This window comes from Rhizobium sp. Root482 (genome assembly GCF_001426565.1).
Taxonomy (GTDB): Bacteria; Pseudomonadota; Alphaproteobacteria; order Rhizobiales; family Rhizobiaceae; genus Pararhizobium.
This window is the reverse complement of the sequence record NZ_LMFA01000024.1, coordinates 25,740-51,115: the sequence shown is the minus strand read 5'-3', so window position 1 is coordinate 51,115 and position 25,376 is coordinate 25,740. Positions and strand designations below refer to the sequence as shown.

At 61.4% G+C, this 25,376-nt stretch carries 25 protein-coding genes; 9 read left to right on the top strand and 16 right to left on the bottom strand.

The annotated features are described in order from the left end of the window. Positions 1–63 precede the first annotated feature (63 nt). The 3 genes from ASD31_RS20470 to tam all read right to left on the bottom strand — a co-directional run bounded on the left by ASD31_RS20470 (position 64) and on the right by tam (position 3,061). Positions 64–1,155 carry an isocitrate/isopropylmalate dehydrogenase family protein gene (locus tag ASD31_RS20470; protein ID WP_056338425.1) on the bottom strand — a complete coding sequence of 364 codons (1,092 nt, stop codon included), beginning with the start codon at positions 1,153–1,155 and terminating at the stop codon, positions 64–66. Positions 1,156–1,245: 90 nt separating this feature from the next. Then, entirely contained in the window at positions 1,246–2,166 is a 921-nt protein-coding gene (locus ASD31_RS20465; protein ID WP_056338422.1) for a GntR family transcriptional regulator, read from the bottom strand. 121 nt (positions 2,167–2,287) lie between these two features. Continuing rightward, positions 2,288–3,061 carry a trans-aconitate 2-methyltransferase gene (gene tam / locus ASD31_RS20460; protein WP_056338419.1) on the bottom strand — a complete coding sequence of 258 codons (774 nt, stop codon included), beginning with the start codon at positions 3,059–3,061 and terminating at the stop codon, positions 2,288–2,290. Positions 3,062–3,246: 185 nt separating this feature from the next. On the opposite strand from tam, the gene ASD31_RS20455 reads away from it, so the two are divergent. From ASD31_RS20455 to ASD31_RS20435, 5 genes are read left to right on the top strand one after another with little or no spacing between them, the layout of a single operon-like run. Further along, a complete protein-coding gene (locus ASD31_RS20455; RefSeq protein ID WP_056338416.1) occupies positions 3,247–4,074 on the top strand; it encodes a hydroxypyruvate isomerase family protein in 828 nt (275 codons plus the stop codon). Next, entirely contained in the window at positions 4,074–5,453 is a 1,380-nt protein-coding gene (locus ASD31_RS20450) for an NAD-dependent succinate-semialdehyde dehydrogenase (RefSeq protein WP_056338413.1), read from the top strand. The genes ASD31_RS20455 and ASD31_RS20450 overlap by 1 nt, the downstream gene beginning before the upstream one ends. Positions 5,454–5,462: 9 nt before the next feature. Continuing rightward, the gene (locus tag ASD31_RS20445) at positions 5,463–5,876 is read left to right on the top strand and encodes a cupin domain-containing protein (protein ID WP_056338411.1); all 414 of its coding nucleotides are present in this window, start codon (positions 5,463–5,465) and stop codon (positions 5,874–5,876) included. Between the two features lie 10 nt (positions 5,877–5,886). Continuing rightward, positions 5,887–6,183: an antibiotic biosynthesis monooxygenase family protein gene (locus tag ASD31_RS20440; RefSeq protein WP_056338407.1), complete on the top strand. Its 297-nt coding sequence runs from the start codon at positions 5,887–5,889 to the stop codon at positions 6,181–6,183. Between the two features lie 14 nt (positions 6,184–6,197). Continuing rightward, positions 6,198–7,262 carry an AbrB family transcriptional regulator gene (locus ASD31_RS20435; protein WP_056338404.1) on the top strand — a complete coding sequence of 355 codons (1,065 nt, stop codon included), beginning with the start codon at positions 6,198–6,200 and terminating at the stop codon, positions 7,260–7,262. 61 nt (positions 7,263–7,323) lie between these two features. On the opposite strand, the gene ASD31_RS20430 is transcribed toward ASD31_RS20435, so the two are convergent. Next, positions 7,324–7,821 carry a MarR family winged helix-turn-helix transcriptional regulator gene (locus tag ASD31_RS20430; protein WP_056338401.1) on the bottom strand — a complete coding sequence of 166 codons (498 nt, stop codon included), beginning with the start codon at positions 7,819–7,821 and terminating at the stop codon, positions 7,324–7,326. Between the two features lie 44 nt (positions 7,822–7,865). Between ASD31_RS20430 and ASD31_RS20425 the strand changes: the two genes are divergently transcribed. The 3 genes from ASD31_RS20425 (at position 7,866) to ASD31_RS20415 (ending at position 11,389) form a co-directional block, all read left to right on the top strand. Then, positions 7,866–9,380: an FAD-dependent oxidoreductase gene (locus tag ASD31_RS20425; RefSeq protein WP_056338399.1), complete on the top strand. Its 1,515-nt coding sequence runs from the start codon at positions 7,866–7,868 to the stop codon at positions 9,378–9,380. Further along, a complete protein-coding gene (locus ASD31_RS20420; protein WP_056338396.1) occupies positions 9,377–10,624 on the top strand; it encodes an MFS transporter in 1,248 nt (415 codons plus the stop codon). Before ASD31_RS20425 ends, ASD31_RS20420 begins: the two co-directional genes overlap by 4 nt. 159 nt (positions 10,625–10,783) lie before the next feature. Further along, complete coding sequence (locus tag ASD31_RS20415) at positions 10,784–11,389, top strand: carbonic anhydrase (RefSeq protein WP_056338394.1); 606 nt, start codon at positions 10,784–10,786, stop codon at positions 11,387–11,389. A gap of 183 nt (positions 11,390–11,572) precedes the next feature. Here ASD31_RS20415 and ASD31_RS20410 read toward each other — a convergent pair whose 3' ends face one another. From ASD31_RS20410 to ASD31_RS20360, 11 genes are read right to left on the bottom strand one after another with little or no spacing between them, the layout of a single operon-like run. Then, positions 11,573–13,270, bottom strand: a complete 1,698-nt coding sequence (locus ASD31_RS20410) for a dihydroxyacetone kinase family protein (RefSeq protein WP_056338390.1) — start codon at positions 13,268–13,270, stop codon at positions 11,573–11,575. 27 nt (positions 13,271–13,297) lie between these two features. Then, positions 13,298–14,458: an iron-containing alcohol dehydrogenase gene (locus ASD31_RS20405; RefSeq protein ID WP_200952239.1), complete on the bottom strand. Its 1,161-nt coding sequence runs from the start codon at positions 14,456–14,458 to the stop codon at positions 13,298–13,300. A gap of 32 nt (positions 14,459–14,490) precedes the next feature. Further along, positions 14,491–15,402 carry a 3-keto-5-aminohexanoate cleavage protein gene (locus tag ASD31_RS20400; protein ID WP_056338387.1) on the bottom strand — a complete coding sequence of 304 codons (912 nt, stop codon included), beginning with the start codon at positions 15,400–15,402 and terminating at the stop codon, positions 14,491–14,493. Positions 15,403–15,433: 31 nt separating this feature from the next. Beyond that, the gene (locus ASD31_RS20395; protein ID WP_056338384.1) at positions 15,434–16,327 is read right to left on the bottom strand and encodes an MBL fold metallo-hydrolase; all 894 of its coding nucleotides are present in this window, start codon (positions 16,325–16,327) and stop codon (positions 15,434–15,436) included. A 19-nt stretch (positions 16,328–16,346) separates the two neighbouring features. Continuing rightward, positions 16,347–16,988 carry a glutathione S-transferase family protein gene (locus tag ASD31_RS20390; protein ID WP_056338381.1) on the bottom strand — a complete coding sequence of 214 codons (642 nt, stop codon included), beginning with the start codon at positions 16,986–16,988 and terminating at the stop codon, positions 16,347–16,349. Next, on the bottom strand, positions 16,985–17,800 hold the full coding sequence (locus tag ASD31_RS20385; protein ID WP_162251174.1) for an alpha/beta fold hydrolase: 816 nt from the start codon (positions 17,798–17,800) through the stop codon (positions 16,985–16,987). Before ASD31_RS20385 ends, ASD31_RS20390 begins: the two co-directional genes overlap by 4 nt. Before the next feature lie 33 nt (positions 17,801–17,833). Then, on the bottom strand, positions 17,834–18,532 hold the full coding sequence (locus ASD31_RS20380) for an ATP-binding cassette domain-containing protein (RefSeq protein ID WP_056338375.1): 699 nt from the start codon (positions 18,530–18,532) through the stop codon (positions 17,834–17,836). Position 18,533: 1 nt separating this feature from the next. Next, complete coding sequence (locus tag ASD31_RS20375; RefSeq protein ID WP_056338373.1) at positions 18,534–19,295, bottom strand: ABC transporter ATP-binding protein; 762 nt, start codon at positions 19,293–19,295, stop codon at positions 18,534–18,536. 3 nt (positions 19,296–19,298) lie between these two features. Further along, entirely contained in the window at positions 19,299–20,159 is an 861-nt protein-coding gene (locus ASD31_RS20370) for a branched-chain amino acid ABC transporter permease (RefSeq protein WP_056338369.1), read from the bottom strand. 15 nt (positions 20,160–20,174) lie between these two features. Further along, the gene (locus ASD31_RS20365) at positions 20,175–21,050 is read right to left on the bottom strand and encodes a branched-chain amino acid ABC transporter permease (RefSeq protein WP_056338366.1); all 876 of its coding nucleotides are present in this window, start codon (positions 21,048–21,050) and stop codon (positions 20,175–20,177) included. A 28-nt stretch (positions 21,051–21,078) separates the two neighbouring features. Next, on the bottom strand, positions 21,079–22,203 hold the full coding sequence (locus tag ASD31_RS20360) for an ABC transporter substrate-binding protein (protein WP_082520647.1): 1,125 nt from the start codon (positions 22,201–22,203) through the stop codon (positions 21,079–21,081). Positions 22,204–22,521: 318 nt separating this feature from the next. On the opposite strand from ASD31_RS20360, the gene ASD31_RS20355 reads away from it, so the two are divergent. Then, on the top strand, positions 22,522–23,634 hold the full coding sequence (locus ASD31_RS20355; protein WP_162251173.1) for a LacI family DNA-binding transcriptional regulator: 1,113 nt from the start codon (positions 22,522–22,524) through the stop codon (positions 23,632–23,634). Positions 23,635–24,369: 735 nt separating this feature from the next. Here ASD31_RS20355 and ASD31_RS20350 read toward each other — a convergent pair. After that, positions 24,370–25,344, bottom strand: a complete 975-nt coding sequence (locus ASD31_RS20350; protein WP_056339099.1) for an ABC transporter substrate-binding protein — start codon at positions 25,342–25,344, stop codon at positions 24,370–24,372. Between the last annotated feature and the right edge of the window lie 32 nt (positions 25,345–25,376).

Sequence of the window (25,376 nt, the reverse complement as noted above, 5' to 3'; positions counted from 1 at the left end):
CCGCTCCTGGAGTATGCGTAAAGCGATATTGGATTTTCGAGTTATCAAATCCAAAGATCGACACTAGGCGACAGCGGTCTCCCTGGCGCTGTCGCCCTGGATTGCCTTCGCGACCGCTGCGCCGAATGCATCCGTATTGGCGCTTCCGCCGAGATCGCGCGTACGGGTCTGCGGGTTCGAAAGAACCTCATCGACGGCCCGCTCGATTTCCGCACCGGCAGCCTCGAAATTGGGCAGGCCTCTCTGCTCGCCGAGCCAGCGCAGCATCATTCCGACCGACAGGATCAACGATGTCGGATTGGCGATGTTCTGGTTCTGTATGTCGGGCGCCGATCCGTGTTGTGCCTGAGCGCAAACGAGGCCCAGTTCGGAATTGGCGTTGATGGAGCCGGCAAGGCCGAGGCTTCCGGACAGTTCACTGGCGAGATCGGAAAGGATGTCCGCATAGAAATTGGTCGTCACGATCACATCGAAACGCGAAGGGTCGCGAACGAGATGCGCGGCCATGGCGTCGATAATGAAATCGTTGAGTTTCACTTCCGGAAATTCGGCTGCAACCTTGCGGACCTGCTGCAGGAAGAGCCCGTCGGTGAGGATGAAATTATTGGCCTTGTGGACGGCGGTGACGCGCTTATCGCGTTTCATTGCAAGGATAAATGCCTGGCGCGCAATGCGTTCGCAGGCCGATGCCGTGATCTTGCGCATCGAAATCGCAATCTCCGGAGTGGGCATGAACTCACCCGAGCCCGCATACATATTCCGGTCCGGATAGAAGCCTTCCGTAGCCTCGCGCATGATGACGAGATCCATCGTCTTCGAATTGTTCAGGAAGCTGCGCGACCGTGCCGGACGAACATTCGCGTAGAGATCCAGCTTGACACGGAAACCTGCCGAGACGTTCACGCCGCCCTTGTCGCGCGCCGGATAATCCATGTGGGACTGGGGGCCGAGGATGATGCCGTCAAAGGTCCGGGCGCGCTCGATCGTCTCATCGCGGAGCGTGGTGCCGAACTTCTCGAGGCTGGCAAAACCGGTGTCTTCGAAATGGTATTCCAGCCCGAGCGCGAAGGCCGAATCGGTCGCCTTCAGCACCTCCATCGTCGCGGCGGTGATTTCCGGACCGATGCCATCGCACGGCGTCACAAAGATCTTCATTGATTGCTCTCCCATGAAGCGACGATCAGGCGTCGCTGAATATCACGAGAGACTATTGGCTTTTTTGATCTAAAAATGCAATCGGAAAATTTATCTGGATTGATTTTCCTGCGCGTGTTGTGACCAAGACCATGTAATCGGCGACTTTTTCGACAGGGCACCGCCGAGATGCCGGCGCATTGCGAAGGAGGCCTCGACGATTTCGCCTTGCTGGAGCAGATCCAGTATCGCGAGATGCTCCTGGCATTGGCGTACGGTGCGGCTGCGATCCACGCGGGAGCGATATTCCAGAAGCCGCCGCATTCTGTTGACGCGGACGAGCGACAGGTGAAAGAACGGGTTGTTGGACATTTTGATGAGCTCTTCGTGGAAGAGCGCACCGTTGTGAAGGAGACGTTCGGCGGGAAGCCGCTCGATATCGGTTTCCAGCATGCGCATCTGGATTCGTCGCTGCTCGTCGATGATGGCCCGATCGAGACGGAACTCCGGCTCGAGCATCGCCGCCGGTTCGATCAGCATGCGGAACCGATAGATCTGTTCGAAAGCCTCGGCCGTCTTGGCGACCGGCAGGAATCGCCAACCATATCCCTGCTTGCGTTCCGCCCATCCTTCTCGCGCCGCACGCATGAGAATGTCGTTCAGCTGTGCCTTCGTCAGATCATATCGCTCGCGCAGCATCTGCTCGGTGACTTCGGCGGGAATCTTGTCGGTCAGCCAATCCTCGGCCAATCGCTGGTAGTCGTTGGCAACCTCGAAGGGCTTGGCCTCGTTGCTGACTGGCTCGACCACGCCACCGGCCGTATCCTTGACGAAGAATCCGCGGTTCTCCTTCAATTCGACCAGGCCTTGCTCGGACAGGATCTGGAAAGCATCCCGGACGGGCTGACGCGAAACGCCGAACCTGTCGGCGAGATGCTGCGCCCGCAGATGTTCGCCAGCGGCGATCTCTCCCGAGGTGACGAGAAGCGTGATCTCATTGGCGATCTTCAATGCAAGCGGACTGGCGGCCATGATTTACCCGATGTTGAGAGCGGAAGGTCGCCCGGTGTCACTCCTATTTATTCGAGGTGCTGGCCGTTGGAAACGGGCGAAGATCGCGTTTTGCACTAAATCGCCCCAAAAAACCAATCTTCTATCTGGTGGCGACGATGAAGAGGCGGGGAAACGGCAACAGCACCGTGCCATCGCGGGTTTCGACATAATGCTCCGCAAGCTGCGCCCGATAGATGTCGAGATAGGCTTCCCTCTCGTCTTCCTCGAGCCTTGAGAGATAGGGGAGGAGGCCCGTACTCTTGAACCAGTCGACAATACCTTCCAGCTTTTGAAGCGGGTGGAAATAGGTGGTGCGCCAGATGTCCACACGGCTGCAATGCGGCTTCAGGATTTCATGATATGTCTCCGCCGTTTCGATGGTTGTTCTCTCATTGTCGGCAGCTGCGAGCCGCGCCCGCCAACGCGCATCCTGTGCCGCGCGGCGCATGCCGACATGCGTCGGCTCATCGAGATTGTCCGGCATCTGCACCGCAAGGGATCCGCCATCCGCAAGGCATGAAAGCAATTGCGGGAACAACTTCCTATGATCGGGCACCCATTGCAGGACGGCGTTTGCGAACAACAGGTCCTGTGGCGCGGACGGCTGCCAGGTCTCGATGCCGCCCGTCTCGAACCGCACATTCGGCAATCGCCGGCGGGCCGCATCGATCATCTGAGGGGACGAATCCATTCCGCGGATATTCGCTCCGGGAAATCTGTTCGCCAGCAACTCGGTCGAATTTCCCGGCCCACAACCAATATCCACCGCGGATGAGATGCCGGCCCCGGGCACGCGCGCCAAAAGGTCGGCCGCAGGACGGGTGCGATGGTCCTCGAATTTGAGATACTGGGTGGGCGACCATTCCGGTTTCATGCGAGATGCCTCCTTGACAATTTTCGATTTATTGCATTTTTAGTTATTAAAATGCAAGTTTATCGATGGCATCCCCCATGAGTCGCTTCTGATCGACGCGGATGCCTGGAGAATTCAATGTACGCAAGCGATCGTTTGGACGACAGGCGTCGCCCGCCTCGCCGGTTTCCGGAGGAGGCGACGCGATGATACAGAACCGGCTCTCCGCTCACATCGGATATCTTTTCAACGAATTTCCCCTGGTGGCCAGAATAGCCGCCGCCGCGAAGGCTGGTTTTACGGCGATCGAGCATCCGCAGCCGTTTTCCATTCCGAAAGCAGACATGCGCGCGGCGCTCTTGGAGAATGGCCTGTCGTTCAGCCAGGTCGCGGCCGGCACCGGCGACCTGGCCAAAGGCGAAAAAGGCTTGGCGGCGCTTCCCGGCCGGAGCCTCGATTTTCAACGAAGTTTTGATGTGGCACTGGAATACGCCATCGCCATAGGCGCGCCCTATATTCACCCGATGGCGGGTATCGCGACGAACTTGAGCGCTGAGGAAGCGTTGGAGGTCTATCTCGACAACATTCAGTACGCCGTCGAACAGACATCCGGCACCAATGTCAAAGTGCTGATCGAAGCGATCAGCCAGCAGGCAATTCCGGCTTATGCGATCTCGACGCTTGAGCAGGCGTGCAAGGTGCAGGACATTTTCGGCCCCGGAAACCTCTCTTTGCTGGTCGATACCTTCCATGCCGCCGCAGACGGCATCGTCATCGAGCACTGGATTCCGCAGCATATCCATCGCATCGGCCATATCCATATGGCCGACTATCCGGGTCGGCATGAGCCCGGCACGGGCTTCATCGACTTCGATACAATCCTCAAGATACTGGCGGAACATCAATACCGCGAGGCGATCGGCTTCGAATACATCCCATCCATATCGACTGCGCAGAGTCTGGCCTTCCTGCCGGGCTGGAAAAGCAGGCAACATTCCCGGCCCGCGGAATGGACTGAAACCAGGAGAACATGATGATCACAGCGGTCAACCCCACCACCGGCAAGGTGATTGCCGCATACAAGCCGCATGACGATGCCTATGTCGATGCCGCTCTTTCCGGCGCGGTTGCGGCCCAAAGGGAGTGGCGCAAGCTACCGACCCAACAGCGGGTGACGCTGTTGACTGCCATGGCGCGGGTTCTGCGGGCGGGCAAGACGAAATATGCGGAAATGATCACCCTGGAAATGGGCAAGCCGATCGTGGAGGCCGAAGGCGAGATTGAAAAATGCGCCTATAATTGCGATTTCTACGCGGAGCATGCGCCGCAATATCTGGCGGATGAATTCCTCTCATCGAACGCGACGGAAAGCTTCGCCGCGTTCGACCCGCTCGGCGTGGTGCTGGCGATCATGCCCTGGAACTATCCGTTCTGGCAGTTCTTCCGGTTCGCCGCCCCGGCCTTCGCCGCGGGCAATGGAGCAATTCTCAAACATGCCAACAATGTTCCGCAATGCGCGCTGGCGATCGAGGAGATCATGCACGAGGCCGGCTGCCCGGAAGGCCTATTCAGGACACTCCTCATCGAACCGTCGAAAGTCGCCGGCATCATCGCCGACGACCGGATTGCAGCCGTGACGCTGACGGGTTCCACCGAAGTCGGAGCGATCGTCGCATCCCAGGCAGGAAAGGCCTTGAAGAAGCAGGTGCTGGAACTCGGCGGATCGGATCCGTTCATCGTGCTGGCCGATGCGGATCTGGAAGAAGCAGCCACGGTTGCGGTGAAGGCGCGCTATATCAATGTCGGCCAGTCCTGCGTCAATGCCAAGCGCTTCATCGTCGAGGACAGCATCGCAGATTGTTTCGTCGAATTGTTCTGCAAGGGCGCCGCCGCGTTGAAGATCGGCGACCCGATGGAACGCGACACCAATATCGGACCAATGGCGCGCGCAAACCTGATGACCGGCCTGCATGCCCAGGTCGAGAAGACGGTCGCCGCGGGGGCAAGCCTGAAGATGGGCGGCAAGCCGATCGAAGGCGATGGTTTCTACTACCCGCCCACCGTTCTCGACAATGTCCGGCCCGACATGGTCGCGTTCTGCGAGGAAACGTTCGGGCCGGTGGCCGCCATCATTCGCGTGAAGGATGTCGACGAGGCTATCCGGCTGGCGAACCAGACGGAATTTGGCCTCGGCTCGGCCTTGTGGACGAAAGACCTGCCACGTGCCCGAAAGCTCGCCGGTGAGATCGATGCCGGGGCGGTCTTCATCAATGGCATGGTCGCCTCCGATCCGAGATATCCATTCGGCGGGATCAAGCGGTCCGGTTACGGCCGCGAACTCGGCGTCTACGGCATCCGTGAGTTTGTGAACATCAAGACCGTCTGGATCGGCCCGGCAAAGGCCGCGAGGTAAGGAGACCCCATGACATCCCCAGCACAGCCCGCCATTCTGCGGCCAAAGGACCTGAAGGCGAATGACCGGGGCGGCGGCGCAAAGACCATCCCGCTCGTGACACGGAAATGCGGCTCCACCAGCATGATCAACGGCATCACCGCTTTCGAAGGCGGCGCGTCGATCGGCCTGCACAAGCACAATTGCGAGGAAAGCGTCATGGTGCTGGACGGCCAGGCGATCGCCGAGATCGACGGCGTGCAGCATCTGCTCGGCCCCAACGACACGACCTGGATTCCAGCCAATGTCCCCCACCGTTTCATCAATGCATCCGAAAGCGAACCGATGCGTATCTTCTGGATCTACGCATCGATCGATGCCACCCGTACCATGATGGCGACCGGAGAAGAGCGCGCCATCGATGCCGAGCACAAAGCAAAATGAGGAAAATCCAGTGATTGTCGAAACCGCCGAAATTTCCATAAAGGCCGGGGAAGAAGCGGCATTCGAGGCAGGCGTGGCGAGCGCGGCCCCTCTCTTCCTGCGCGCCAGGGGCTGCCACGGCGTCTCGCTGCATCGCGTCGTTGAAAATCCAGGCGTCTATCGTCTTCTCGTAAGATGGGAAACGGTTGACAATCATATGGTCGATTTTCGAAACTCCGACGACTTTCAGGAATGGCGGCGTCTGGTCGGCTCCCATTTCAGCGCGGCGCCCAGCGTCACCCATTCACGATTGGTCGCAGATTATTGAACCGGCTTGGCGACATGCACCTCTCCTCTCTCGCACGGTTCATCCTGACACTGGCGGTCGGTGCCAGCGGCGGCTGGATCATGTGGTATTGCCACATGCCGCTCGCCTGGCTGCTCGGCTCGATGATCGCCTGCGGCGTTGGAGCCTTGCTGCGCCTTCCCCTGACGCTCCCACCCATCGCGCGCCCACCCACGACGGCGATGATCGGGGCAATGCTCGGCACGTCGTTTTCGCCATCCGTCTTTGATCACATCGGATTGTGGATCGCCTCGCTTTGCGGTCTTGCGATCTTCATCTCGACCGCCGGCGGGATCGTCTACCTCTATTTCCGGCGCATCGCCGGCTTCGATCATCCGACCGCGTTCTTTTCCGCCATGCCGGGCGGCCTCATCGAAATGGTGATTTTGGGGACCGAGCGCGGCGGCGAGGAAAAGATGATCGCCCTGATCCATGCCGCGCGGATCTTTCTCGTCGTCCTCACCCTCCCCTTCCTCATCCAGTTCCTCACCGGCCAGTCGATCGGCCGCAGCGGCGCAAATTTCATTCCGCTCTCCTCCGTGCAGCTCGAAGATATCGCCTGGTTCCTCACGGCGATGGTGACCGGCGTCGTACTCGGCACGCTTCTTCGTTTTCCGGCCCGATATCTCATGGGACCGATGGCCGTCAGTGCTGTCCTTCACTATGCGGAGTTGACCGATTTCCTGCTTCCGAGTGTCGCACTCAGTGCTGCCCAGGTGGTCATCGGTGCCACCGTCGGCTGCCGTTTCGTCAATACACCGCCGCGGACAATTCTACGGGTCATCGGATTGTCCGTCGGATCGACGCTCTTGCTGTTATCGACGTCCCTCGCCTTCGCCTTTCTCCTGTCTCTGTGGACCGGCGACCGCTTTGTCGGGCTGGTCCTCGCCTACTCCCCCGGCGGCCTTGCCGAGATGAGCCTGATCGCGCTTTCGCTCGGCGTCGAGGTTCCCTTCGTCGTGCTCCATCACATTGTCCGCGTACTGGTCGTGGTCGCCGGATCGGCTTTGGCCTTTCGACTGATAAAACCGCGCCCGGACGCGACGTCAGGCCTTCGCTGACGGTTCTGCATGAATTGTATCGAGAGGCCTGCGACATACGGATGCAGGAATATGCGGCCCCTCAGGATGCACTGGAGCCTTCCGGTCCTTTGTTCGCTGCGTCGGCAAACTTGCGCATAAGCCGCACGAATTCATCGATGTCATGCGCCTCCCATGTTTCGAAGATGGCGGCGGCGTACCTTTCCCGTGCCGCGTCGATCTTGTCGGTCATCGCCTTGCCCTTCGCCGTCGCCAGGGCCTCGTTCACGCGGCGGTCGGCCGCGCTCTGCCTGCGCTCGACCAGGCCAAGGCTTTCCAGCTTGGTCACCTGGCGGCTGACGGTCGTGTAATCGCGCCCAACCCCCTCGGCGAGATCAACGATGCCGATCGGCCCGCGCCGCTCGATCCCTACCAGCAAGGGAAACAGGGCTCGATCGAGCGATATGCCGGCCTCGCGCACCATCTCCTCGTCACGCTGCGGTCGGTTCATAAGAATGACGATATCGATCAGCGCGCCGTGAAGTTCACGGATCTGGCGGCTGGATATACGTGTATTTTGCACATTTTTTCTTGACGGCATTCCGATTCTCCTACTATGTGCATAGTACACATATGGAGATGAATATGACAAATGATTTCGCGGCGGACGTGCTCATATGCGGCGCGGGCGCATCCGGCCTGACCCTGGCCATCGACCTCGCGCGGCGCGGGGTGTCTTTCCGGCTGATCGAAAAGCAGGCGGAGCCCTTCCATGGCTCGCGCGGGAAGGGCATCCAGCCGAGGACGCAGGAAATTTTCGAAGACCTGGGCATCCTCGACAGGACCGTTGCCGCCGGTGGCCTCTATCCGCCGATAAGAATCTACCGCGAGGACGGCAGCCATGTCGAAAAGGACATGGTCGAGCGGCCCGATTCGACGCCGGCGGAGCCCTATCATCTCGCGCTGATGGTCCCTCAATTCATCACCGAGCGGATCATGCGCGAGCGGCTGGCCGAACTCGGTCATGCGGTCGAGTTCGGATGTGGGCTGATCGGGTTCGAGCACGGCGATGACGGCGTCACGGCACGCCTGCGGCGCCCGGACGGCGAGGACATTTTTCACGCCCGCTATCTTGTCGGCGCGGACGGCGGGCGCAGCTTCGTTCGCGACGCCCTCGGCATGAGTTTTCCCGGCAAGACGCTGGGCGTGCGCGCGATCGTGGCGGATGTCCTGTTGGCCGGGCTGGACCGCGATGCGTGGCACCAGTTCAACGATGGCGACATGGAGCGAATGGTCGCGATCTGCCCGCTCGCCGGGACCGATCTCTTCCAGATTCAGGCGCCCATCCCGCTGGAGGGCGAAATCGACCTTTCGACCGAAGGCCTTGGGCGAATGATCGGCGAACGGACCGGCCGCACCGATATTCAGCTGCATTCGGTGGCCTGGGCGTCGGCCTATGCGATGAACGCCCGGCTGGCCGAGCGCTACCGGACCGGCCGGGTATTCCTTGTTGGCGATGCCGCCCACATCCATCCACCGACCGGTGGCCAGGGCCTCAATACCAGCGTGCAGGATGCCTATAACCTCGGATGGAAGCTTGCCGCCGTGCTCGGTGGCGCCCGGGACCGCCTGCTCGACACCTATGAGGAGGAGCGGCGCCCGATTGCGGAGGCCGTTCTTGGCCTTTCCACCCGGCTGCTCGACGCGCAAAAACAGGGTGAGATGAGCCGCGGCCGCGAGGTGCATCAACTCGATATCGGCTATCCGGGATCTGCGCTCTCCATGGAACTCTCCGAACGCTGCGGCGGCCTGCGTGCCGGGGATCGCGCACCTGATGCCCCGTTCAGGGGCGCGGCCGGCCAGTCCTCGCGGCTGTTTCAACTGTTCAAGGGACCGCATTGGACGCTGCTCGTCGATCAAGCCGACCGGGAAATGATCCCGCCGCGCCCTGGACTGCAGGTCCATTACATTGGCCCGCAGGGTGACGTCATCGATACCGCGGGGCATATCCGCGACGCATATGGATTGGCGCCGGGCGAATCCGTGCTCATCCGCCCCGACGGATATGTCGGCGCAACCTTCGATGCGAGCCGGACGTCGACGCTTGAAACCTATCTCGCCTGCATGGGCATGCCTCACACCGGGGAAGAGCCGAAATGACCGCCGAGACCCATCGGAACGACGAGGCTGTTGCGCCAGCCCGGCTCGACTGGCGGCTGATGCTGCCGGCATTCGTCATCATCAGCCTCTACGCTGCAGGCATCGGTGCGGTTCTGCCGGTCTTGCCGTTCTATTTGCGTGAGATGGGCGCGAGCCCCCTTGTCTTTGGCCTCGTCCTGGCCACGGAAGCCCTGAGCCAGTTCGCCGCATCGCCCTTGCTCGGGCAGCTCTCGGACCGCTTCGGACGAAAGAGGGTTCTTCTGGCGAGCCAGGCCCTGGCAGTCGTCAGTCTGCTGCTGCTCGCCCTTGCCCAGACTATTCCCACCGTCCTGGTCGCGCGCTTTCTGTTCGGACTCACCGCCGGCAATTTCTCGGCCGTGGCCGCCTATGCCGCGGACAACAGTTCGACCGCGACACGGCGGCAGGCGATCGGCATTGTCAGCGCCGGGGGCGGTTTCGGGGCGATCGTCGGAGCCGGCCTTTCCAGCCTGCTCTCCGATCTCTCGCTTGCCGCGCCGATCTTCATGGCATTGTCCCTGTCGGCGATCGGTATCGCCGTCACGGCTTTAGGCCTCAAAGGCGGCAAGGCGTTGGCGCAGGTCGCGGCCGATCGAGAGAAAATCTCGTTGCGGGCGGTGACCAGCGCTCCGGTCATCCGCGTGCTTGTCGTCGTGATGCTGTGCCACTTCTTCGCCTATGGAATGTACACCTCCCAGCTCCCGGTGTTCCTTGGCGACACCTTCGTCTGGAATGGTCGCGCCTTTGGACCGCGCGAACTGAGCTACCTCATAGCCGCGGACGGCGTGATCAATATCCTGGTTCAGCTTTTCCTGCTCAGATGGCTCGGCCGCTATTTTTCGGAGCGCCGGCTGATCCTGCTGATCTTCGCCATCATCGGCATCGGTTTCGTCAGCGCCGGCTTGGCGACCGCGATTCCTCATCTCGCCTTTGCCGTGCTTTGCATCAGCACCGCCGATGCGCTTGCCAAGCCCACCTATATGGCAGCGCTGTCCGTCCATGTCCCGTCGGAGCGGCAGGGGGTCGTCATGGGAACCGGACAGGCACTGGGCGCCATGACGGATGTCGTTTCGCCGGTCCTGGCCGGCGTCATTCTCGGATCGGGCTTTTATGGACTATGGATCGGCGTGGTGGTGGCCATCGCGATGACCGGCGCCTATCTCGCGGCCACCCGCCTTCATGAGCAAGGCCCTCGCGAGGCGGTTGCGCGGACGCCCTACGGATGAGTGCGGCTTGGCCTTCCGCAGGCCGGTGACATGGAGGGCCTCCCTGATCGCCGTTCCTCACCATCGGCTTGATGCTGGTTGCGCGTGTGACGCTTCTCGTTTGACAGGTGGCGGAGAGAGGCAGATATCTCCGCTGTTATCCAGGAGCGAGGCTAAGCGATGATCGAAGACCTTCTACGCAGGAACAGGGCGTGGTCTGCCGAGCGCAAGGCCGAGAAGGCGGATTATTTCGAGCGACTGTCGCAATTGCAGCAACCGGAATATCTGTGGATCGGCTGTTCCGACAGCCGCGTGCCGGCAAATGTGATTGCGGGACTGGAGCCGGGGGAAGTGTTCGTCCACCGGAACGTCGCCAACCTCATCCACCCAGCCGACCTCAACATGCTGTCCGTGGTCGAGTTCGCCGTGCATCAGCTCAGGGTGAAGCACATCATTATCTGTGGGCATTATGGCTGCGGCGGCATCCGCGCGGCCGTCAGCGGCGAGCGCCTGGGGCTGATCGACCATTGGCTGCAGCCTGTCCGCGACGTTGCGGAAAGGCGCTTCGAATGCCAGGAATGCGAGACCTGGAGCGACGTCGCTCTCGACCGGCTCTGCGAGGCATCCATCGAGGACCAGGTTCAACGCCTGGCGCGCACGCCGACCCTGCAGGCCGCCTGGGCGGCCGGCAAGGAGGTCTCGGTCCATGGCTGGGCCTATGGCCTGAAAGACGGACTGCTTTCAGATCTCCGATGCACCGTCAGCGGCGTCAGGCCAAACGGCTGACTGCCATGCGGATAGCGGTTTCCGGTGGGAAGAACCGGGCCGTCTCTCGCAGAGGAGCGTTTATCGAAGGCGGATTCCGGGCGGAATACGGTTCCGTCACGCAGTGTCCTTGAACGCCAAAACCCCTGCCTATGGCGAGGCAGGGGTTTACGATTATTATTGGTTGGCCGGGCCAGCAGCCGCTTATTCCACGCTGTTGGCAATAGCGCGCATCCACAGGGACACAGCAACTGCGCCGCCGTCCGGCACTCCTATCGCACGTTCGCCGAGATAGCTCGACCGGCCGACGCGCGCGATGAGCGTCGACGTCATTTCCGCGCCGCGCGCGGCTGCATCAGTCGCTCTGGCGAAGGCATCCGACGGAGTGCAGCCGGAGGCGCTCGCTTCTTGCCATGCCCGCAGTGCGGGGATCAGCGCGTCGAGCATGGTGCGGTCGCCGCGCTTTGCGCCGCCGAGATCCGAGATTGCACCGATGGCAACGGCGAACGCATTGCGCCAGTCCTGCTCATCGGGATCCTGAAGGCCGCGCAGCTGGCCTGCGGCGCGCAGCATCGCCGTTGCATAAAACGGGCCGGAACTGCCGGCGATGGCACGCCGGACTGCATGCCCGAGGCTGGTCAGCAATATCTCCGGGTTGGCAAATTTTTCCTCCGGCAGAGCGCGGATCGCCGCGGCGCCGCGCGCCATGCTGGCGCCGAGATCGCCATCGCCCGCCTTGCCGTCGAGGTCGCCGAGCTCGGCTTCCGCCGCATCGAGCGCATCGGCCACCGCGAGGGCGGCACGGCGCAGAGGTTCGCTCGGTGGCAGCCTTTCACCATCGGGAGCGGCCTCCTCCTGCACGGCGGCACCTTCCAGCACGGTGATCTGCGCCTTCAGCCTGCCTTCACCCGGCCAGGCTGGTACCTGGACCGGCCTGTCGAGCAGGGCAATGCGCCGGTCGTCGATCGGCAGCAGGGTAAGCGACATGCCGGGCATTTCGAGCGCCGTCATGAAATTTCCGCACCAGGCGCGGGTAACCTCCATGTCACGGCCCGACAGATTCGCCAGCGCACGCCGAAGCACGATGGCCAGTTCCATCTGCGGCGTCGCACCGAGGCCGTTGACCAGCAGCGCGAACCGGTCGCCGTGGCCGGCCTTCAGCTCGGAGCACAGGACGTCGAGAACATCGTCCACGATTGCATCCGCCGGCTTGATCCGGCTGCGGCTGACGCCCTTTTCTCCGTGGATGCCGAGACCGAGCTCCATCTCGCCGTCCCCGAGCGTGAAGGCCGGATGGCCGACCGCGGGCACGATGCACTCGCCGAGCCCAACGCCCATGGTGCGCAGATCGGCAGAAGCGCGCCGGGCAAGGCTTGCGACCTCGGCAAGGGCAACCCCTTCATCCGCCGCAGCACCGGCGAGCTTGTGGACCAACACGGTCCCGGCGATACCGCGCCGCCGCTCGACCGGAACGGTCTGCGCCAGAGCTGCATCGTCGGCCGTGACGACGATTTCGACCGGGATGCCCTCATCGCGGGCGATCTCGGCGGCCAGGCCGAAATTCAGCCGGTCGCCCGTGTAGTTCTTGACCACCAGAACGGCGCCTGCCGGACCGGAAACGGCGCGAATGGCGGCAAGCACCGCATCGACGCTTGGCGAGGTGAAGACATCGCCGACCACCGCCGCCGACAGCATGCCGGCACCGACATAACCGGCATGCGCCGGCTCATGGCCGGCACCGCCGCCGGAAATCACCGCGACCTTGCGCATACCGCGGTCCGGAAGATCGTTGCGCAACACGACGTTCTCGTGCTTCAGGAGCGCAAGCGACGGCGTCAGCGTCACCGCGCCCTCCAGCATTTCGCGGACAGCGGATTTCGGGTCGTTGATCAGCTTCTTCATGGTGTCACTCACGGATCTGTTGGAACATCAGGCGCCGGCCGCACGCAGCACGGCACGGACGTCTTCGGCGCCGATGTCGCCGGCCTCGCCCAGGGGCAGCTGGCCGGCATCGACGAGGTGATGGATGACCTGCTCGGGATCGATGGCGATGCCAGGCAGGTCGGAGAAGGTCACCGGGCAATTCATCCGGCGGAAGAAGGCTTCGGTGCGGGCGATGGCAGCCTGCGCAGCCTTGCCGTCGTCAGGTTCGTCGATTTTCCACACGCGGCGCGCATAGCGGGCCAGCATCGCCTGCTTTGCCTGAAGCCGATGACGCATCAGATGCGGCATGACCACCGAGAGCGAGCGGGCGTGATCGACGCCGTGCAGCGCCGTCAGCGCGTGGCCGATCATATGCGTCGACCAGTCCTGCGGCACGCCGGCGCCGATCAGCCCGTTGAGCGCCTGGTTGGCCGCCCACATGACGTTCTCGCGCGCCTCGTCGCTGTCTTCCTCGACAAGCCGCGGGCCCCATTCGAACAGCACTTCCAGCAGGGTTTCGCTGAAGCCGTGCTGCACCGGGGCATTTACCGGTGCCGTCATATATTGCTCCAGAACATGGGTGACGGCATCGACGACGCCGTTCTCCAGCTGTCGCCGCGGCAGCGATTTCATCGTCGATGGATCGAGAATGGCAAAGCTGGGCCGTGTCGCCTCCCGATGGAACGGCAGCTTGAGGCCTCGCTCCAGCCGCGAGATTACCGAGACCGGATTGCTCTCGGAGCCGGTCGCCGGCAAGGTCAGGATGGCGCCGTTATCGAGCGGCGGCGGAACGTCGTCGCCGCGAACCAGCTTGTCCCAGGCGTCGCCGTCGCGGATCGTGACGACCGAAGCAAGGAATTTCGCGGCGTCGATGACGGAACCGCCGCCGACGCCGAGGATGAAGGTTATGTCTTCGCGCCTGGCCAGATCGGTGGCGCGAAGGATGGTTGCATATTCCGGATTGGGCTCAATGCCGCCGAATTCCACGACGAACCGGTCGGCCAAGCCGCGCAGCACGGCGTCATGGACGCCGTTCCGCTTGATGCTGCCGCCGCCGAAAAGAAGCAGCACCCGCTCCTGCGGCCCGACGAGCGCGCCGAGCCTGGAGATCGTCCCCGGCCCGAAGACGATCCTGGTGCGATTCTCGAACGTGAAATTCATTGACATGACCAGTCCCTCCTCGGCGGCGGTTGTTTAAATCAGGCAAGTCCCAGGATCTTGCGCGCCTCGTCGGGCGAAGCGATGTCGATATTGAGCTGCGAGAGGATGCCGATCACCTTCTCGACCTGATGCGCATTCGACTTGAACGGCACGCCGGGCTTTTCGAACAGGTTGTCTTCCTGCCCGACGCGGATATGGGTTCCCATCATTGCGCCATAGGTGGCTGCCTTGATGTTGCCGGTGCCGGTGCCGTGGGTGAAGAGCTCGACAGCATCGCCGAACAGCCGCTCGGATGTGCGCTTCAGATGCACGAGGTGATCGATATCCGAGGGAATGCCGCCGAGGATGCCGGTCAGGAACTGGAGAATGATCGGCCGCTTGATGTTCTGCTTGCGGCTGAGGTGGTGGTCGAGAATGTAGAGGTGACCGACGTCATAGCATTCGAATTCCATCGCGATGTCGTGCTCGACCAGTATGTCAATCATCCGGTGAATGGTCGCAAAACTGTTCTGCGTGACGATCTGGTAGGCTTTCTCGCCGAAGGCTTCGGTTTCCCAGGTCTGCGAGAATTCCAAGATGCCCTGGTTCCTCGACTTGTTGAAGAGACCATAGTTCATCGAGCCGACGATGACGGTGGCGATATCCGGCTTCAGCGCCAGCACCGCTTCGAGGCGTTCCTCGGCCGACTTGCCGAGCGAGGCGGACATGTTGATGAGCGCCGGGGTCTCCTTCTGGAGCCGCGGAACGAACTCGCCCCAGATGGCGGGATCGTTGGTGGGGCGACCGTCGGGCAGGCGCGCATGCAGGTGGAGGACCGACGCGCCGGCCTTCACTGCATCGATCGACTGATCGGCGATTTCTGCCGGCGTAACCGGCAGGTTTGGCGACATGGACGGTGTCAGCGAAGCACCCGTCACGGCGCAGGTGACGATGGTTTTCTTGGTGGACATGAGTTTGGCTCCTCCTTGGGGCGTTTTGAACTCAGTAGCGTTGCGGGAGATCGGGTTCGCTCGGCACGAAGGCGAAGCCTCCATCCTTGCGGCGTACGAAGCCGCAATGCGGCGGCCCGAAATGGCAGGGCATGATCAGCGTGCCCGTATCGGCAACCCGCTCCAGAAAAGCGCGGCGCGTCTGGCGCGCGACGTCCGGGAGGACGCAGAAGCCAGTGTTCAGATGCGGGTCGGTGATCTGCAGCGGGTGGTGGAAGATGTCGGCGCTGAAAACGGCCGCCTCCCTGTCGGAGCCGAGCCAGTAGTTCATCTGACCCGGCGTATGGCCCGGCGCGAAGACGGCCCGCAGGCAATCGGCCACGACATCGCCATCATCGACGAAATCCACGAGCCCCGCCTCGATCACCGGCACGACGCTGTCGCCGAATGACGGATCGGCCTCGGGATTCTTCTCGTGGAGATCCTGGAAATACTGGAAATCAGTGCGCGGTATCAGGTAGCGCGCATTCGGAAAGGCGGGCACCCAGCGTGCGCCATCCCGAACGGTATTCCAGCCGACGTGATCGCCGTGCAGATGCGTCATCACCACGTGGGTGACCTGATCGAAGGAGGCGTCGGCAGCTGCCAGCCATTGCGGCACGAGGCTGTTCAGCATGTTCATCCGGGCCGCACCGCGCCGTTTCTGGTTGCCGACGCCGGCATCGATCAGGATCACCTTGTCGCCGGCATGCACGATCCAGATCTGGATCGCGATCACCATCCGCTGCAGGTTCTCGTACCAGTGGGCATTGGTGAGCCAGTCCCTGTTGCGTTCGATCACGGAGGGGTCGAAATCCGGAAAGGTCACGGCGGGATCGTGCGTCGGGCCAACATATTCGATCAGGTTGGTGACGCGGATATCGCCGATCATGCGGGTATAGATCACTGGATGTCTCCTGCCGCGGCTAGCGGACCATGCCGGCAAGTGCCGGCGACGTATCTTCGAAGGGGTTGTCGCGAAGGGAAGGACGAGAGGTAAAGTCGCGATGCCATGCACCAAGCCGCGAACGTGTCTTGCGCCATTCGAGGAACGCGAAACGAAAATCGAGATAATTGAGGGCGACGGCCAAGGCCAGCGTGCCGATCGTGCAGCCTTCCGCGGCGAGGGCGTCATCGTCCGCATCAAGCCCGTCGAGCACCGCCGCTATCTTGATGTCGCAGGCTGCTAGAACCTCCGGCCATTGGCGTTCCGCAGGCTTGGCGGCCTCGACCAGCCGCATGATCGCGAGATCCAGCAGGCCGTTTGCCAGCGCATGGCGCGTCAGCACGCGGAACCGGGCTTCGGGTTCGGCGGGCATAAGATCGTTGCGACCGCCCTTCCAGGCAAGGAATTCGCAGATAACAAGGGAATCGAACAGCACACGTCCATCGTTCAGGACGAGCGTCGGCAGCTTGTTGAGCGGATTGACCGTCATCACTTCCGGCTCATGCGCGGCAAGATGCACGGAATGCAGCACGAGTTCGATGTCCCCACGCAACTCAGTCTCGGATGCGACGACGAGCGCTTTCCTGACATAGGGCGACCGGAGCGAACCGAGCAGCTTCATGTCCCCGCCCTCCGGTCCACCGGCTGCACTCGATCGAGGAAGCTGCCGATGTGTCGGGTGACCAGATCGGGAGCCTGATCGGGAACATGGTGGGCGGCATCGATCTCGATGACCTCGTGCGGGCCGATGGCCTCCAAGACCTTGCGGACATAGGCCGGCGGCCGCAGAGGGTCGTGGACGCCTGAAAGGCCGAGGACAGGGACTTCGATGCGGGGAAGCTCCGGAAAGAGATCGGTGCGCGCCAGCATGCGGAACAGAGCGCCGAGACTGGCGGGATCGTTGCCGAGCCAGCGGACCCGGAAACTCGCGTAGTGCGCCGGGTCACGCTCGCGGAAGCGCGTCGGATAACCGGTATCAAGCGACGCCGCCTCGATCGATCGCATTCCCTTTTCCGGCAGTATATGAGAGCGGGAAATCAGCCTCTCGCCCGCTTCTCCCGGCGCGTCGATTGCCGGGTTGAGGACGATGACGGCAGCGGTTCTTTCGGAATAATCAAGCGCGAAGCGAAGCGCGATCGCGCCGCCGACGGCGCAGCCTCCAACCGCAACAGGCTCGTCTATGCCGAGCGCACCGAGAAGTGCAGCGAGATCCGACGCCATGGTTTTCAGATCGATCTCGCCGGTGATCTTTTCCGACAATCCGGCGCCGCGCGTATCGTAGCGCACCACGCGGCGGGTGCGGGCCAGTTCCGGGGCAACACGATCCCAGGACTCCAGCGTGCCGCCCATCTCGTGAATGAGGACCAGGACAGGCCCCGTCGTTCCCAGAACGTCATAGCGCAGCCCAACCCCGTTGGCGTCAATCCAATTCATATTCATACCTCATGCCGGAAGGCGGCGGATTCCTCAGAAATAGTTCCAGAGATCGATCTGCTCGGCCTCGGTTTTCGTGCCGTTGAAGACGAGCTTGCCGCTGTTGATAATCATCACCTGGTCGGCGATCTTCATCGCCGAGACGATCTTGTGTTCAATCAGGATCGCGGAAATCGAGAGCTGCTTGCAGATGTCGGACATTTTGGCAAACAGCTCCTCCACCAGATCCGGCTGCAGCCCAACAGATGGTTCTTCGAGCAGCACACATTTCGGCGAACCGAGAAGCGCAAGGCCGAAGGCGAGCATCTGCTGCTGGCCACCGCTCATCTCGCCGGCGACAATCTTGCGTCGGTCTTTCAGCACCGGCAGCAGTTCGTAGACGTCGTCCCCGGAGATCTTGTTGCCGTTCGGATCACGGTTGCTGCGGGCGACGATCTCGATGCTGTCCTCGACGCTGAGGTCGGGAAACACGCCTCGGCCTTCGGGGAGCAGCCGGAGCCCCCGCTTCAGCCGGGCGCTGACCGAGAGTTTTTCGATGCGCTCGCCGTCCAGCAGGATCTCGCCCTCCTGCGCCGGCAGCAGCCCCAGGACGGCCTTGAGGGTCGTCGATTTGCCCGCCCCGTTGTGACCGAAGAAGGCGAGGATCTCTCCGTCCTTCAGCGTGAAGGACACCTTGTCGAGAATGGATTTGTCGCCGTAGCCGGCAACGAGGCCGCGTGCTTCGAGAGTCATGTCACGCTCCCTCCCCGAAATAGATCTTGCCGAGTTCCTTGTTGGCGATGATCTCGTCGGGCTTTCCCTTGGCCAGCAGGGTGCCGCGGTGGAAGAACAGCACCTCGTCGGCGATACGCTTGACGATCTTGGTGTTGTGCTCGACGACGAGCAGCGTCTTCTTCTGCGCCTTGAGGTTGTGGATGAGCTCTACCATGCTGTCGAGAGCCCCCGCGGCCAGCCCCGAAGTGGGCTCGTCGAGGAGCAGAAGCTCGGCTTCGGTCGCCAGCACCCTGGCAATGCAGAGAAGCTTTTTCTGGCCGTAGCTGAGATTGATCGCCTGGTCGTTCGCCTTGTGGGCAAGGCCGACCTGTTCGAGCAGATGCATGGCGGCGTCACGCTTGCGCCTTAGCACCGCCTGGGTATGAAACGGGCGGAACACAGCCGTGAGCGGATCATTGGCAGCCTCGTCGCCGAGGCAGATCATCACGTTGTCGAGCACGCTCAGCGTATCGAAGAGCCGAAGGTTCTGGAATGTCCGGGCGATGCCGGCCTTGACCCGGGCATGCCGGTCCATGGCCGTGATATCCGCGCCCTTGAACTCGATCCGGCCGGTCTCGGGTGTGATGAAGCCGGTGACGACATTGAAGATCGAGGTCTTACCAGCGCCGTTCGGGCCGACGACGCAGCTCGCTTCGAACTGATTGATGCTGAAGCTGCAATCGGCCAGCGCCCGGATGCCGCCGAAGCGCTTGTTGACATTGGTAACGGTCAGATAGGTCATGGTTCAGAGGCTCCTTCCGGCGATGCCCTGCGGGCGCCACAGCATGAAGGCGATGAGGATGAGGCCGTAGCTGAGTTGGCGGACCGGACCGAGAAGCGTCGAGGGAATGTCGATCATCGTCAGAAGCTGCGGGATAGCCATCAGCACGAAAGGGCCGATGATCGAGCCCGCAAGGGTTCGCGCGCCGCCGACCACCACCATGGTCACGACCAGCACGGAAACATGGATATCGAACGAAGCCGGGTCGATGAAGCTGATATAGGCGGCGTAGAGCGCTCCGCCGATGCCCGCATAGGCGCCGGATACGGCTGACACGCCGATCTTGGCATGCAATACCCGCCGCCCTGAGGCGACCACTGCAATCTCGTCCAGCCGGATGGCATTCAGCATCCGCCCGTAAGGCGAGCGCAGGATCAGCCAGAAGCTGACGGCGACCAGAAGCAGCGCCACCGTGGACAGCACGACGAACTGCTTTGACGTAGCGAAGGTGAAACCGAACAGCTCAATGATCGGGATGCCGCTGAGCCCGGACGCGCCGCCGGTCATCGACGACCAGTTGATGAACACCGCTGTCGCAACGAGCTGCGTGCCGAAGGAGGTGATGATGAAATAGTCACCGGCCAGGCGCAGGGACGGTAGCGACGACAGGAGATTGATGAAGGCGCAGACGACGATGACCGCCGCCATCGCGAGCGGGAATGGCACGCCCATCATCGACAGCAGGCCGAAGACATAGGCGCCGATGCCCATGATCGCGGCCTGGGCGACCGAGAAGATGCCGACGACGCCCATCAGCAGATTGGTCGAGAGCGCAACGATCGAGAAGATTTCCGCCAGGACGACGAAACTGAGGAAGAAGTTCATGGATCTGTTCTCCCCTTAGATCGCACGGTTGAATTTGTGGCGGAAAAGACCTTCCGGCCGGATGAGGATGAAGACCACGAAGATCCCGAAGACGACCGCCACGCTCCAGCGACCGGAGACGAAGGCCACCGACAGGCTCTGCACGACGGCCAGCACGATCGACATGATGAAGGCGCCGCCGAGGCTGCCGATCCCGCCGGCGATCATGGCGATGACCGCGGTCAGAAGGATGATCAGCGAGGTGTAGGGCTGGAGCGCCTGATCGACGCCGATCAGTACCCCCGGCACGGCCACGAGCCCGGAGGCGATGGCGATTACGTAGATGAAGACCTTCTGCGGATGGAGATGGGTGATTTCCGCAAGCGCCGGATTGGAGGCAACGGCACGGATGCGTTTACCGAGAGTGGTATATTTGGAGAATGCAACGATCCCGGCAAACAGGACGACACTGAACACCAGCACCAGCACCTGCGGCACGCTGAAGGCGAGGCCCCCGATCGTGACCCGGGCAAGCCGCCAGGGAAGATCGAACTGCACGATATTTGGCGTGAAGAGGATGGCGACGACGTTCTGCAGCGTCGTCAGCACGCCGATTGACGCGATGAGCTTGACGAGCGGCGAAGCCCCCTTCTTGTCCAGCTGCCGGTAGAGCGTCGCCTGGATCCCTGCCCCGACGAGCGCACCGCAGGCGATGCTCGCGAGAAGGGCCAGCGGGAAGGGCACACCTATACCTGTCAGATACCACGCGACATAGCCGCAGAGGGTGTAGATGCCGGCATGGGCGACGTGGAAGATTCCGGTTGTTGCATAGAAATAGGCGAAGCTGACCGACACCAGACCGATGGCGCATCCGGTAACGACACCATCGGCCACGAGCTGCAAGTAAAGCATTGGATTTTCCACTTTCCCGATGATCGGATCAGTTCGAGGTCGCCGGCGTCGAAACTTCGATCACCTTTCGCTCCTTGCCATCGTAACGCTGGATTTCCACAGGGCGCGAGGCGGTATTGGTCTCGAAAACGATATCGGCGATCGGCGAATTGAACGTCTTGATGTCGAGGATCGCCTGCTTGATCGAGGTACCGGTCAGGTCGCCGCCGGTGTCGGCCACCTGCTTGGCCGCCTGGATCACGATATTGGTCGCGTTGTAATATTCACGGGCGAAGAAACCCATGTCCTCGACCTTGAACTCCGCCTTGAACGCATCGAGCACTGCGGCATCGGGATAGCCCGACTGGATTGCCGTCTGATACCAGCCTTCCGTCGATGGATAGCCGAAGAAGGGGCGCGAGAAGGTGTTGCCGATCGCCACCGGGAAATCCGGGATCTGCCCGACCTGGTCGGCCATGGTCTCATGGCTCTGGGTGATCGCGATATAGACGAAGTCCGGCTTGGCACTGGCGGTCTTGAGCAGCGTCGCACGATAGTTGGTCTGGCCGAATTCGACCGGCTCCTCGGCAATGATCTCGCCGCCGGCTTCCTCGAAATATTTGCGGAAATCGTCGCGCCCATCGATGCCGGCAGCAGCATTTTCGTAAACGATCGCTGCTTTTTTGCCGACCTTCTCGATGGCATATTTCGCAAGCACCTGCGCCTCGGCCTTGACCAGCGGAATGGTGTTCAACAGGAACGGGGACGCATTTTCCAGCTTGTCGGTCTGAGCCGCCGGGTTGACGACCAGGATTTCGCGGCGGGTGGCCAGCGGGGCGATCGCCAGCGAGATCGACGAGAAAGCGGTGATCAGTGCCGGAACGCTTTGCAGATCGGCCATGCGGTTGAATGCCAGCACGGCCTGATCCGGCTTGCCCTGGCTATCGTCGAAGATCACCCGCACCGGCGTTCCGTTGAGCCCGCCCTTCACATTGATCTGATCGATTGCGAACTGAACGCCCTGCTGCTCTTCCAGCCCGATCGGCGCCGCCGGCCCGGTCAGCGGCAGTAGCGCTCCGATCACCAGTTCCTTGCTCTGCGCATGGGCCGAGCCCGCCGCGCAGACCATTATCACACTGGCCAGAAGACCCTTTAAAGTCGTATTCCAATTCATCGCATATCCTCCCCAGGACTCAGGCGGTCATTTTGAACCGGTTCATTTCAAGCCCCAGAATGATGCCGGTTCGTTGGGCTGTCAACAGGTTTTTGAAGTCAATGCACATGGTGCAGCGCAGTTGATTAGGTACCCGGAACATAAAACGCTTATGATGGAACGGGATGCCTGCCTTCACGTATGGCCAGAAACCGCGCGATAATAGCTTTCGTGCAGATCAGAGCATAAGCACCAATATTTGCGGCAACAGTCCTGGATGATGTGACCGCTCATATGCGCAATGCCCCCCCTTTTGTATTTCAGCCCAGCGATAGCACCTTGAAAAACGCACTGAACCGTTTCATACATCGATCGGGCGGACTATACAGGATTGTGAATGTGGCGAAAAAGGAACGCGTGGCTATCGACGTGAAGCTGGCACAGGACCGCAATGTGACTATCGGCGATGTTGCCGCGCTTGCCGGTGTGTCGGTCGGAACGGTGTCGAACGTCATCAACGGGCGCGCCAACGTCACCGAACAGCGGCGCCAGAAGGTCAATGAGGCCATCAAGACCCTGTCTTTTACTGGGAGCCTGCTTGCAAAGGGCATGCGGGCGCAGCGCTATCCTGTGGTCGGTCTTTGCGTGCCCAACGCCACTTCCTCGAACTTCGTCTCCATGTCGGACATGCTGGAAGAACATGCCGCGGGCGCCAATTTCGAACTCGTGCAGATGATCACGCGGCATGATCACGCACGGGAATATCAGCGCATCGAGCGGCTCATCGCCTCGCGGGCGAGCGGCGTGCTGCTGCTGCCGACGCTGGAGGCGGAGCCGGTGCTCGAACTGCTGCGCCGCGCCAATATGCCGACCGTCGTCATCAACCGCTTCGTCGCGTACGAGCGGAGCTTCGACCAGGTGCTGGTCGATCATCGGGGTGCTTTTTCCCGCGCCACCCGTCAGTTGATCGAGTGGGGGCATCGCCGGGTTCTCGTCGCCACCCAGTTCCCAAGTTTCTCTGTCGTCCAGCAGAACATCGCCGGCATCAGGCAGGCGATCGAGGAGAGCGGCGAGGACGTGCATCTGTCGATCATGAAATGCGGTTCCAGTAGAGAGAACTTCCAACGCATGCTGGCCGCCGAACTTCAAGGTCCTCCGTGCAAGACGGTGCTGGTCGCCAGTAGCAGCCTGCTAGCGGCGTGGAGCATAGAGACATTCCGCGAGCTGGGGCTCAGGTGCCCGGAAGAAATCTCGCTTCTCTCCGCGGAAGAGCCCGACTGGGCCGTCGCCGCATGGCCGAGTCTTTCCTGTATCCAGCAGCCGACGCGCGAGCTCGCCCGCATTTCTTGGGATCTGCTTAGCCGGCGGGTGGCCGGGGGACTAGACGAGGCGGTGACGATCCGCTGCGACGCCCGGGTCAATTTCCGGCAGTCTGTCGCCCGACCAGATTGACGGGCTCTTCCGCTGTATCGGCTAGAAGCGGAAATGATTTACCGCCTTGAAAATTCCCCAGGTGGCGAACTCGGGCCTGAGCCTACGGAGACCCGTACATTTGGCATGCCCGGACAGATGAAGCGGAAATGTTTTCACTTCTCCCAAGAGACTGAGTGTATTTATTTGACCGAAATTGGGAACGAACTGGCGACTTTGGCACGGCTACGATGCATAGCTGCCATTCAGTCCTGCAGCGGAACTGCTAACGCTCCCAACCTCCGACGTTCCGCCACGCGTCCGTGAGCCTAAACGAATCTCTCGGCAGGAGGCGGATTCCATGAGCGAGCCGCGCGCATGAAGGCGCTCAGGTGGGAAGCTCGTGGGCCAGCGCCCGTCGAAGACGCGCAACATGTTGGCCAGATTGGGAAAAGCTACTCTCTTCCGCACTTCTCCGAGTTGCGGACGAGACGGTTTATGGTCTCAGGTCAAGGCCGTATCGAGCAGAGGAGCGTTTATCGACGGCTTTCCGGGCGGATGGCGGTTTCCGTCGCGGGGTGTGTCCTTGAACGCAAAAACCCCTGCCTAGGGCAAGGCAGGGGATTTTGCGACTATTTTTGGTTGCGGGCCTCGATGGCATCGAGACTTGCAAAATACCTCGCCTTGAAGTGATTCGAACCAAAGACCCGTAACCCTCCGAAACAGGCGATCGCGATGATGAAACTAACTCATTGATCAGATTGAGAAGGGATGATTTTACCGGACGAATTCAAACTTCTCCAGCGCATCTGCAAGAACCTCCAATCCACGAATGGTTCTGAGAGTCGGGTCCATCAACTGGACGCTCATCCCTACAATCCGTTCCCGTTGCGCGGCCTCCATGACACTGGCAACCGGATCATGCTTGAGGAACTCAAGCTTTTCCGCAATGCCATCCCCGTCGAATCGCCGTCTCGCCATATCGCCTGCTACGATGATTGTCGGGTTGGATTTCGCGATGGTCTCCCAACCGACTGTTGGCCACTCCTCGTTGCTCTCAACAACATTTCGAACACCGAGCTCCGACATGAGATATGCAGGAACACCGCCCTCGCCCGCCACATACGGGTCTGCATTGAGCTTTGCGCTGGAATACCAAAAGACCGCGGAGACATCACGCTTCAGCGCTGTTATCCGCGCTTTCACTGCCTGCTCCCGTGCCTTCATCTCGGCAATGATCGTCTTCGCCCGGTCGGCAACATTGAAAATGCGCCCGATCTCGTCGATTTCCCGATAGATCAGATCCATTGAAAACTTTGGCGGCTCGTCGCCATCCGCCGTCTTGCCCTTCAAATGGCAATCAGCCGGTGATGTATAGACCGGGATACCCAGTTCCTCGAATTGTTCGACTTTGGCCACCATACCTTCAGGACCGATCTGCCACTGGAACTGCGTCGCGACAAAATCGGGTTTTGTCGCCAGAATGCCTTCGAAGCTCGGATCAAGTTCGGCAACACGGGGAACCCGTGCGTCAACCTCTTCAAAGCCTTCGAGCACCGGCCCGATCCAGAGTGCCGTGCCGGCGACCTTGTCACCAAGTCCCAGCAGGTAGAATACTTCCGCCGAGTTTTGCCCATCGGCAAAGGCACGCGAGGGCGCATTGTCAAAGGTGATCGCTCGACCGCAATTTTCGATCGTCAACGGGTAACGTGTTTCCTGAGCCATGCCCGCAGAAGGAATCGTTATCGACATGACGGCGACGAGTGCGCATGAAAGGGATGCTA

Excerpts from the sequence above, each read along its gene's own strand:
- ASD31_RS20470 (WP_056338425.1), bottom strand. The coding sequence starts at position 1,155 with ATGAAGATCTTTGTGACGCCGTGCGATGGCATCGGTCCGGAAATCACC.
- ASD31_RS20465 (WP_056338422.1), bottom strand. The coding sequence starts at position 2,166 with ATGGCCGCCAGTCCGCTTGCATTGAAGATCGCCAATGAGATCACGCTT.
- ASD31_RS20360 (WP_082520647.1), bottom strand. The coding sequence starts at position 22,203 with ATGAATTGGAATACGACTTTAAAGGGTCTTCTGGCCAGTGTGATAATG.
- ASD31_RS20375 (WP_056338373.1), bottom strand. The coding sequence starts at position 19,295 with ATGACCTATCTGACCGTTACCAATGTCAACAAGCGCTTCGGCGGCATC.
- ASD31_RS20430 (WP_056338401.1), bottom strand. The coding sequence starts at position 7,821 with ATGCCGTCAAGAAAAAATGTGCAAAATACACGTATATCCAGCCGCCAG.
- ASD31_RS20445 (WP_056338411.1), top strand. The coding sequence starts at position 5,463 with ATGACATCCCCAGCACAGCCCGCCATTCTGCGGCCAAAGGACCTGAAG.
- ASD31_RS20350 (WP_056339099.1), bottom strand. The coding sequence starts at position 25,344 with ATGTCGATAACGATTCCTTCTGCGGGCATGGCTCAGGAAACACGTTAC.
- ASD31_RS20365 (WP_056338366.1), bottom strand. The coding sequence starts at position 21,050 with ATGCTTTACTTGCAGCTCGTGGCCGATGGTGTCGTTACCGGATGCGCC.
- tam (WP_056338419.1), bottom strand. The coding sequence starts at position 3,061 with ATGAAACCGGAATGGTCGCCCACCCAGTATCTCAAATTCGAGGACCAT.
- ASD31_RS20405 (WP_200952239.1), bottom strand. The coding sequence starts at position 14,458 with ATGTCAATGAATTTCACGTTCGAGAATCGCACCAGGATCGTCTTCGGG.
- ASD31_RS20425 (WP_056338399.1), top strand. The coding sequence starts at position 7,866 with ATGACAAATGATTTCGCGGCGGACGTGCTCATATGCGGCGCGGGCGCA.
- ASD31_RS20435 (WP_056338404.1), top strand. The coding sequence starts at position 6,198 with ATGCACCTCTCCTCTCTCGCACGGTTCATCCTGACACTGGCGGTCGGT.
- ASD31_RS20400 (WP_056338387.1), bottom strand. The coding sequence starts at position 15,402 with ATGTCCACCAAGAAAACCATCGTCACCTGCGCCGTGACGGGTGCTTCG.
- ASD31_RS20390 (WP_056338381.1), bottom strand. The coding sequence starts at position 16,988 with ATGAAGCTGCTCGGTTCGCTCCGGTCGCCCTATGTCAGGAAAGCGCTC.
- ASD31_RS20385 (WP_162251174.1), bottom strand. The coding sequence starts at position 17,800 with ATGAATTGGATTGACGCCAACGGGGTTGGGCTGCGCTATGACGTTCTG.
- ASD31_RS20420 (WP_056338396.1), top strand. The coding sequence starts at position 9,377 with ATGACCGCCGAGACCCATCGGAACGACGAGGCTGTTGCGCCAGCCCGG.
- ASD31_RS20380 (WP_056338375.1), bottom strand. The coding sequence starts at position 18,532 with ATGACTCTCGAAGCACGCGGCCTCGTTGCCGGCTACGGCGACAAATCC.
- ASD31_RS20450 (WP_056338413.1), top strand. The coding sequence starts at position 4,074 with ATGATCACAGCGGTCAACCCCACCACCGGCAAGGTGATTGCCGCATAC.
- ASD31_RS20370 (WP_056338369.1), bottom strand. The coding sequence starts at position 20,159 with ATGAACTTCTTCCTCAGTTTCGTCGTCCTGGCGGAAATCTTCTCGATC.
- ASD31_RS20415 (WP_056338394.1), top strand. The coding sequence starts at position 10,784 with ATGATCGAAGACCTTCTACGCAGGAACAGGGCGTGGTCTGCCGAGCGC.
- ASD31_RS20410 (WP_056338390.1), bottom strand. The coding sequence starts at position 13,270 with ATGAAGAAGCTGATCAACGACCCGAAATCCGCTGTCCGCGAAATGCTG.
- ASD31_RS20455 (WP_056338416.1), top strand. The coding sequence starts at position 3,247 with ATGATACAGAACCGGCTCTCCGCTCACATCGGATATCTTTTCAACGAA.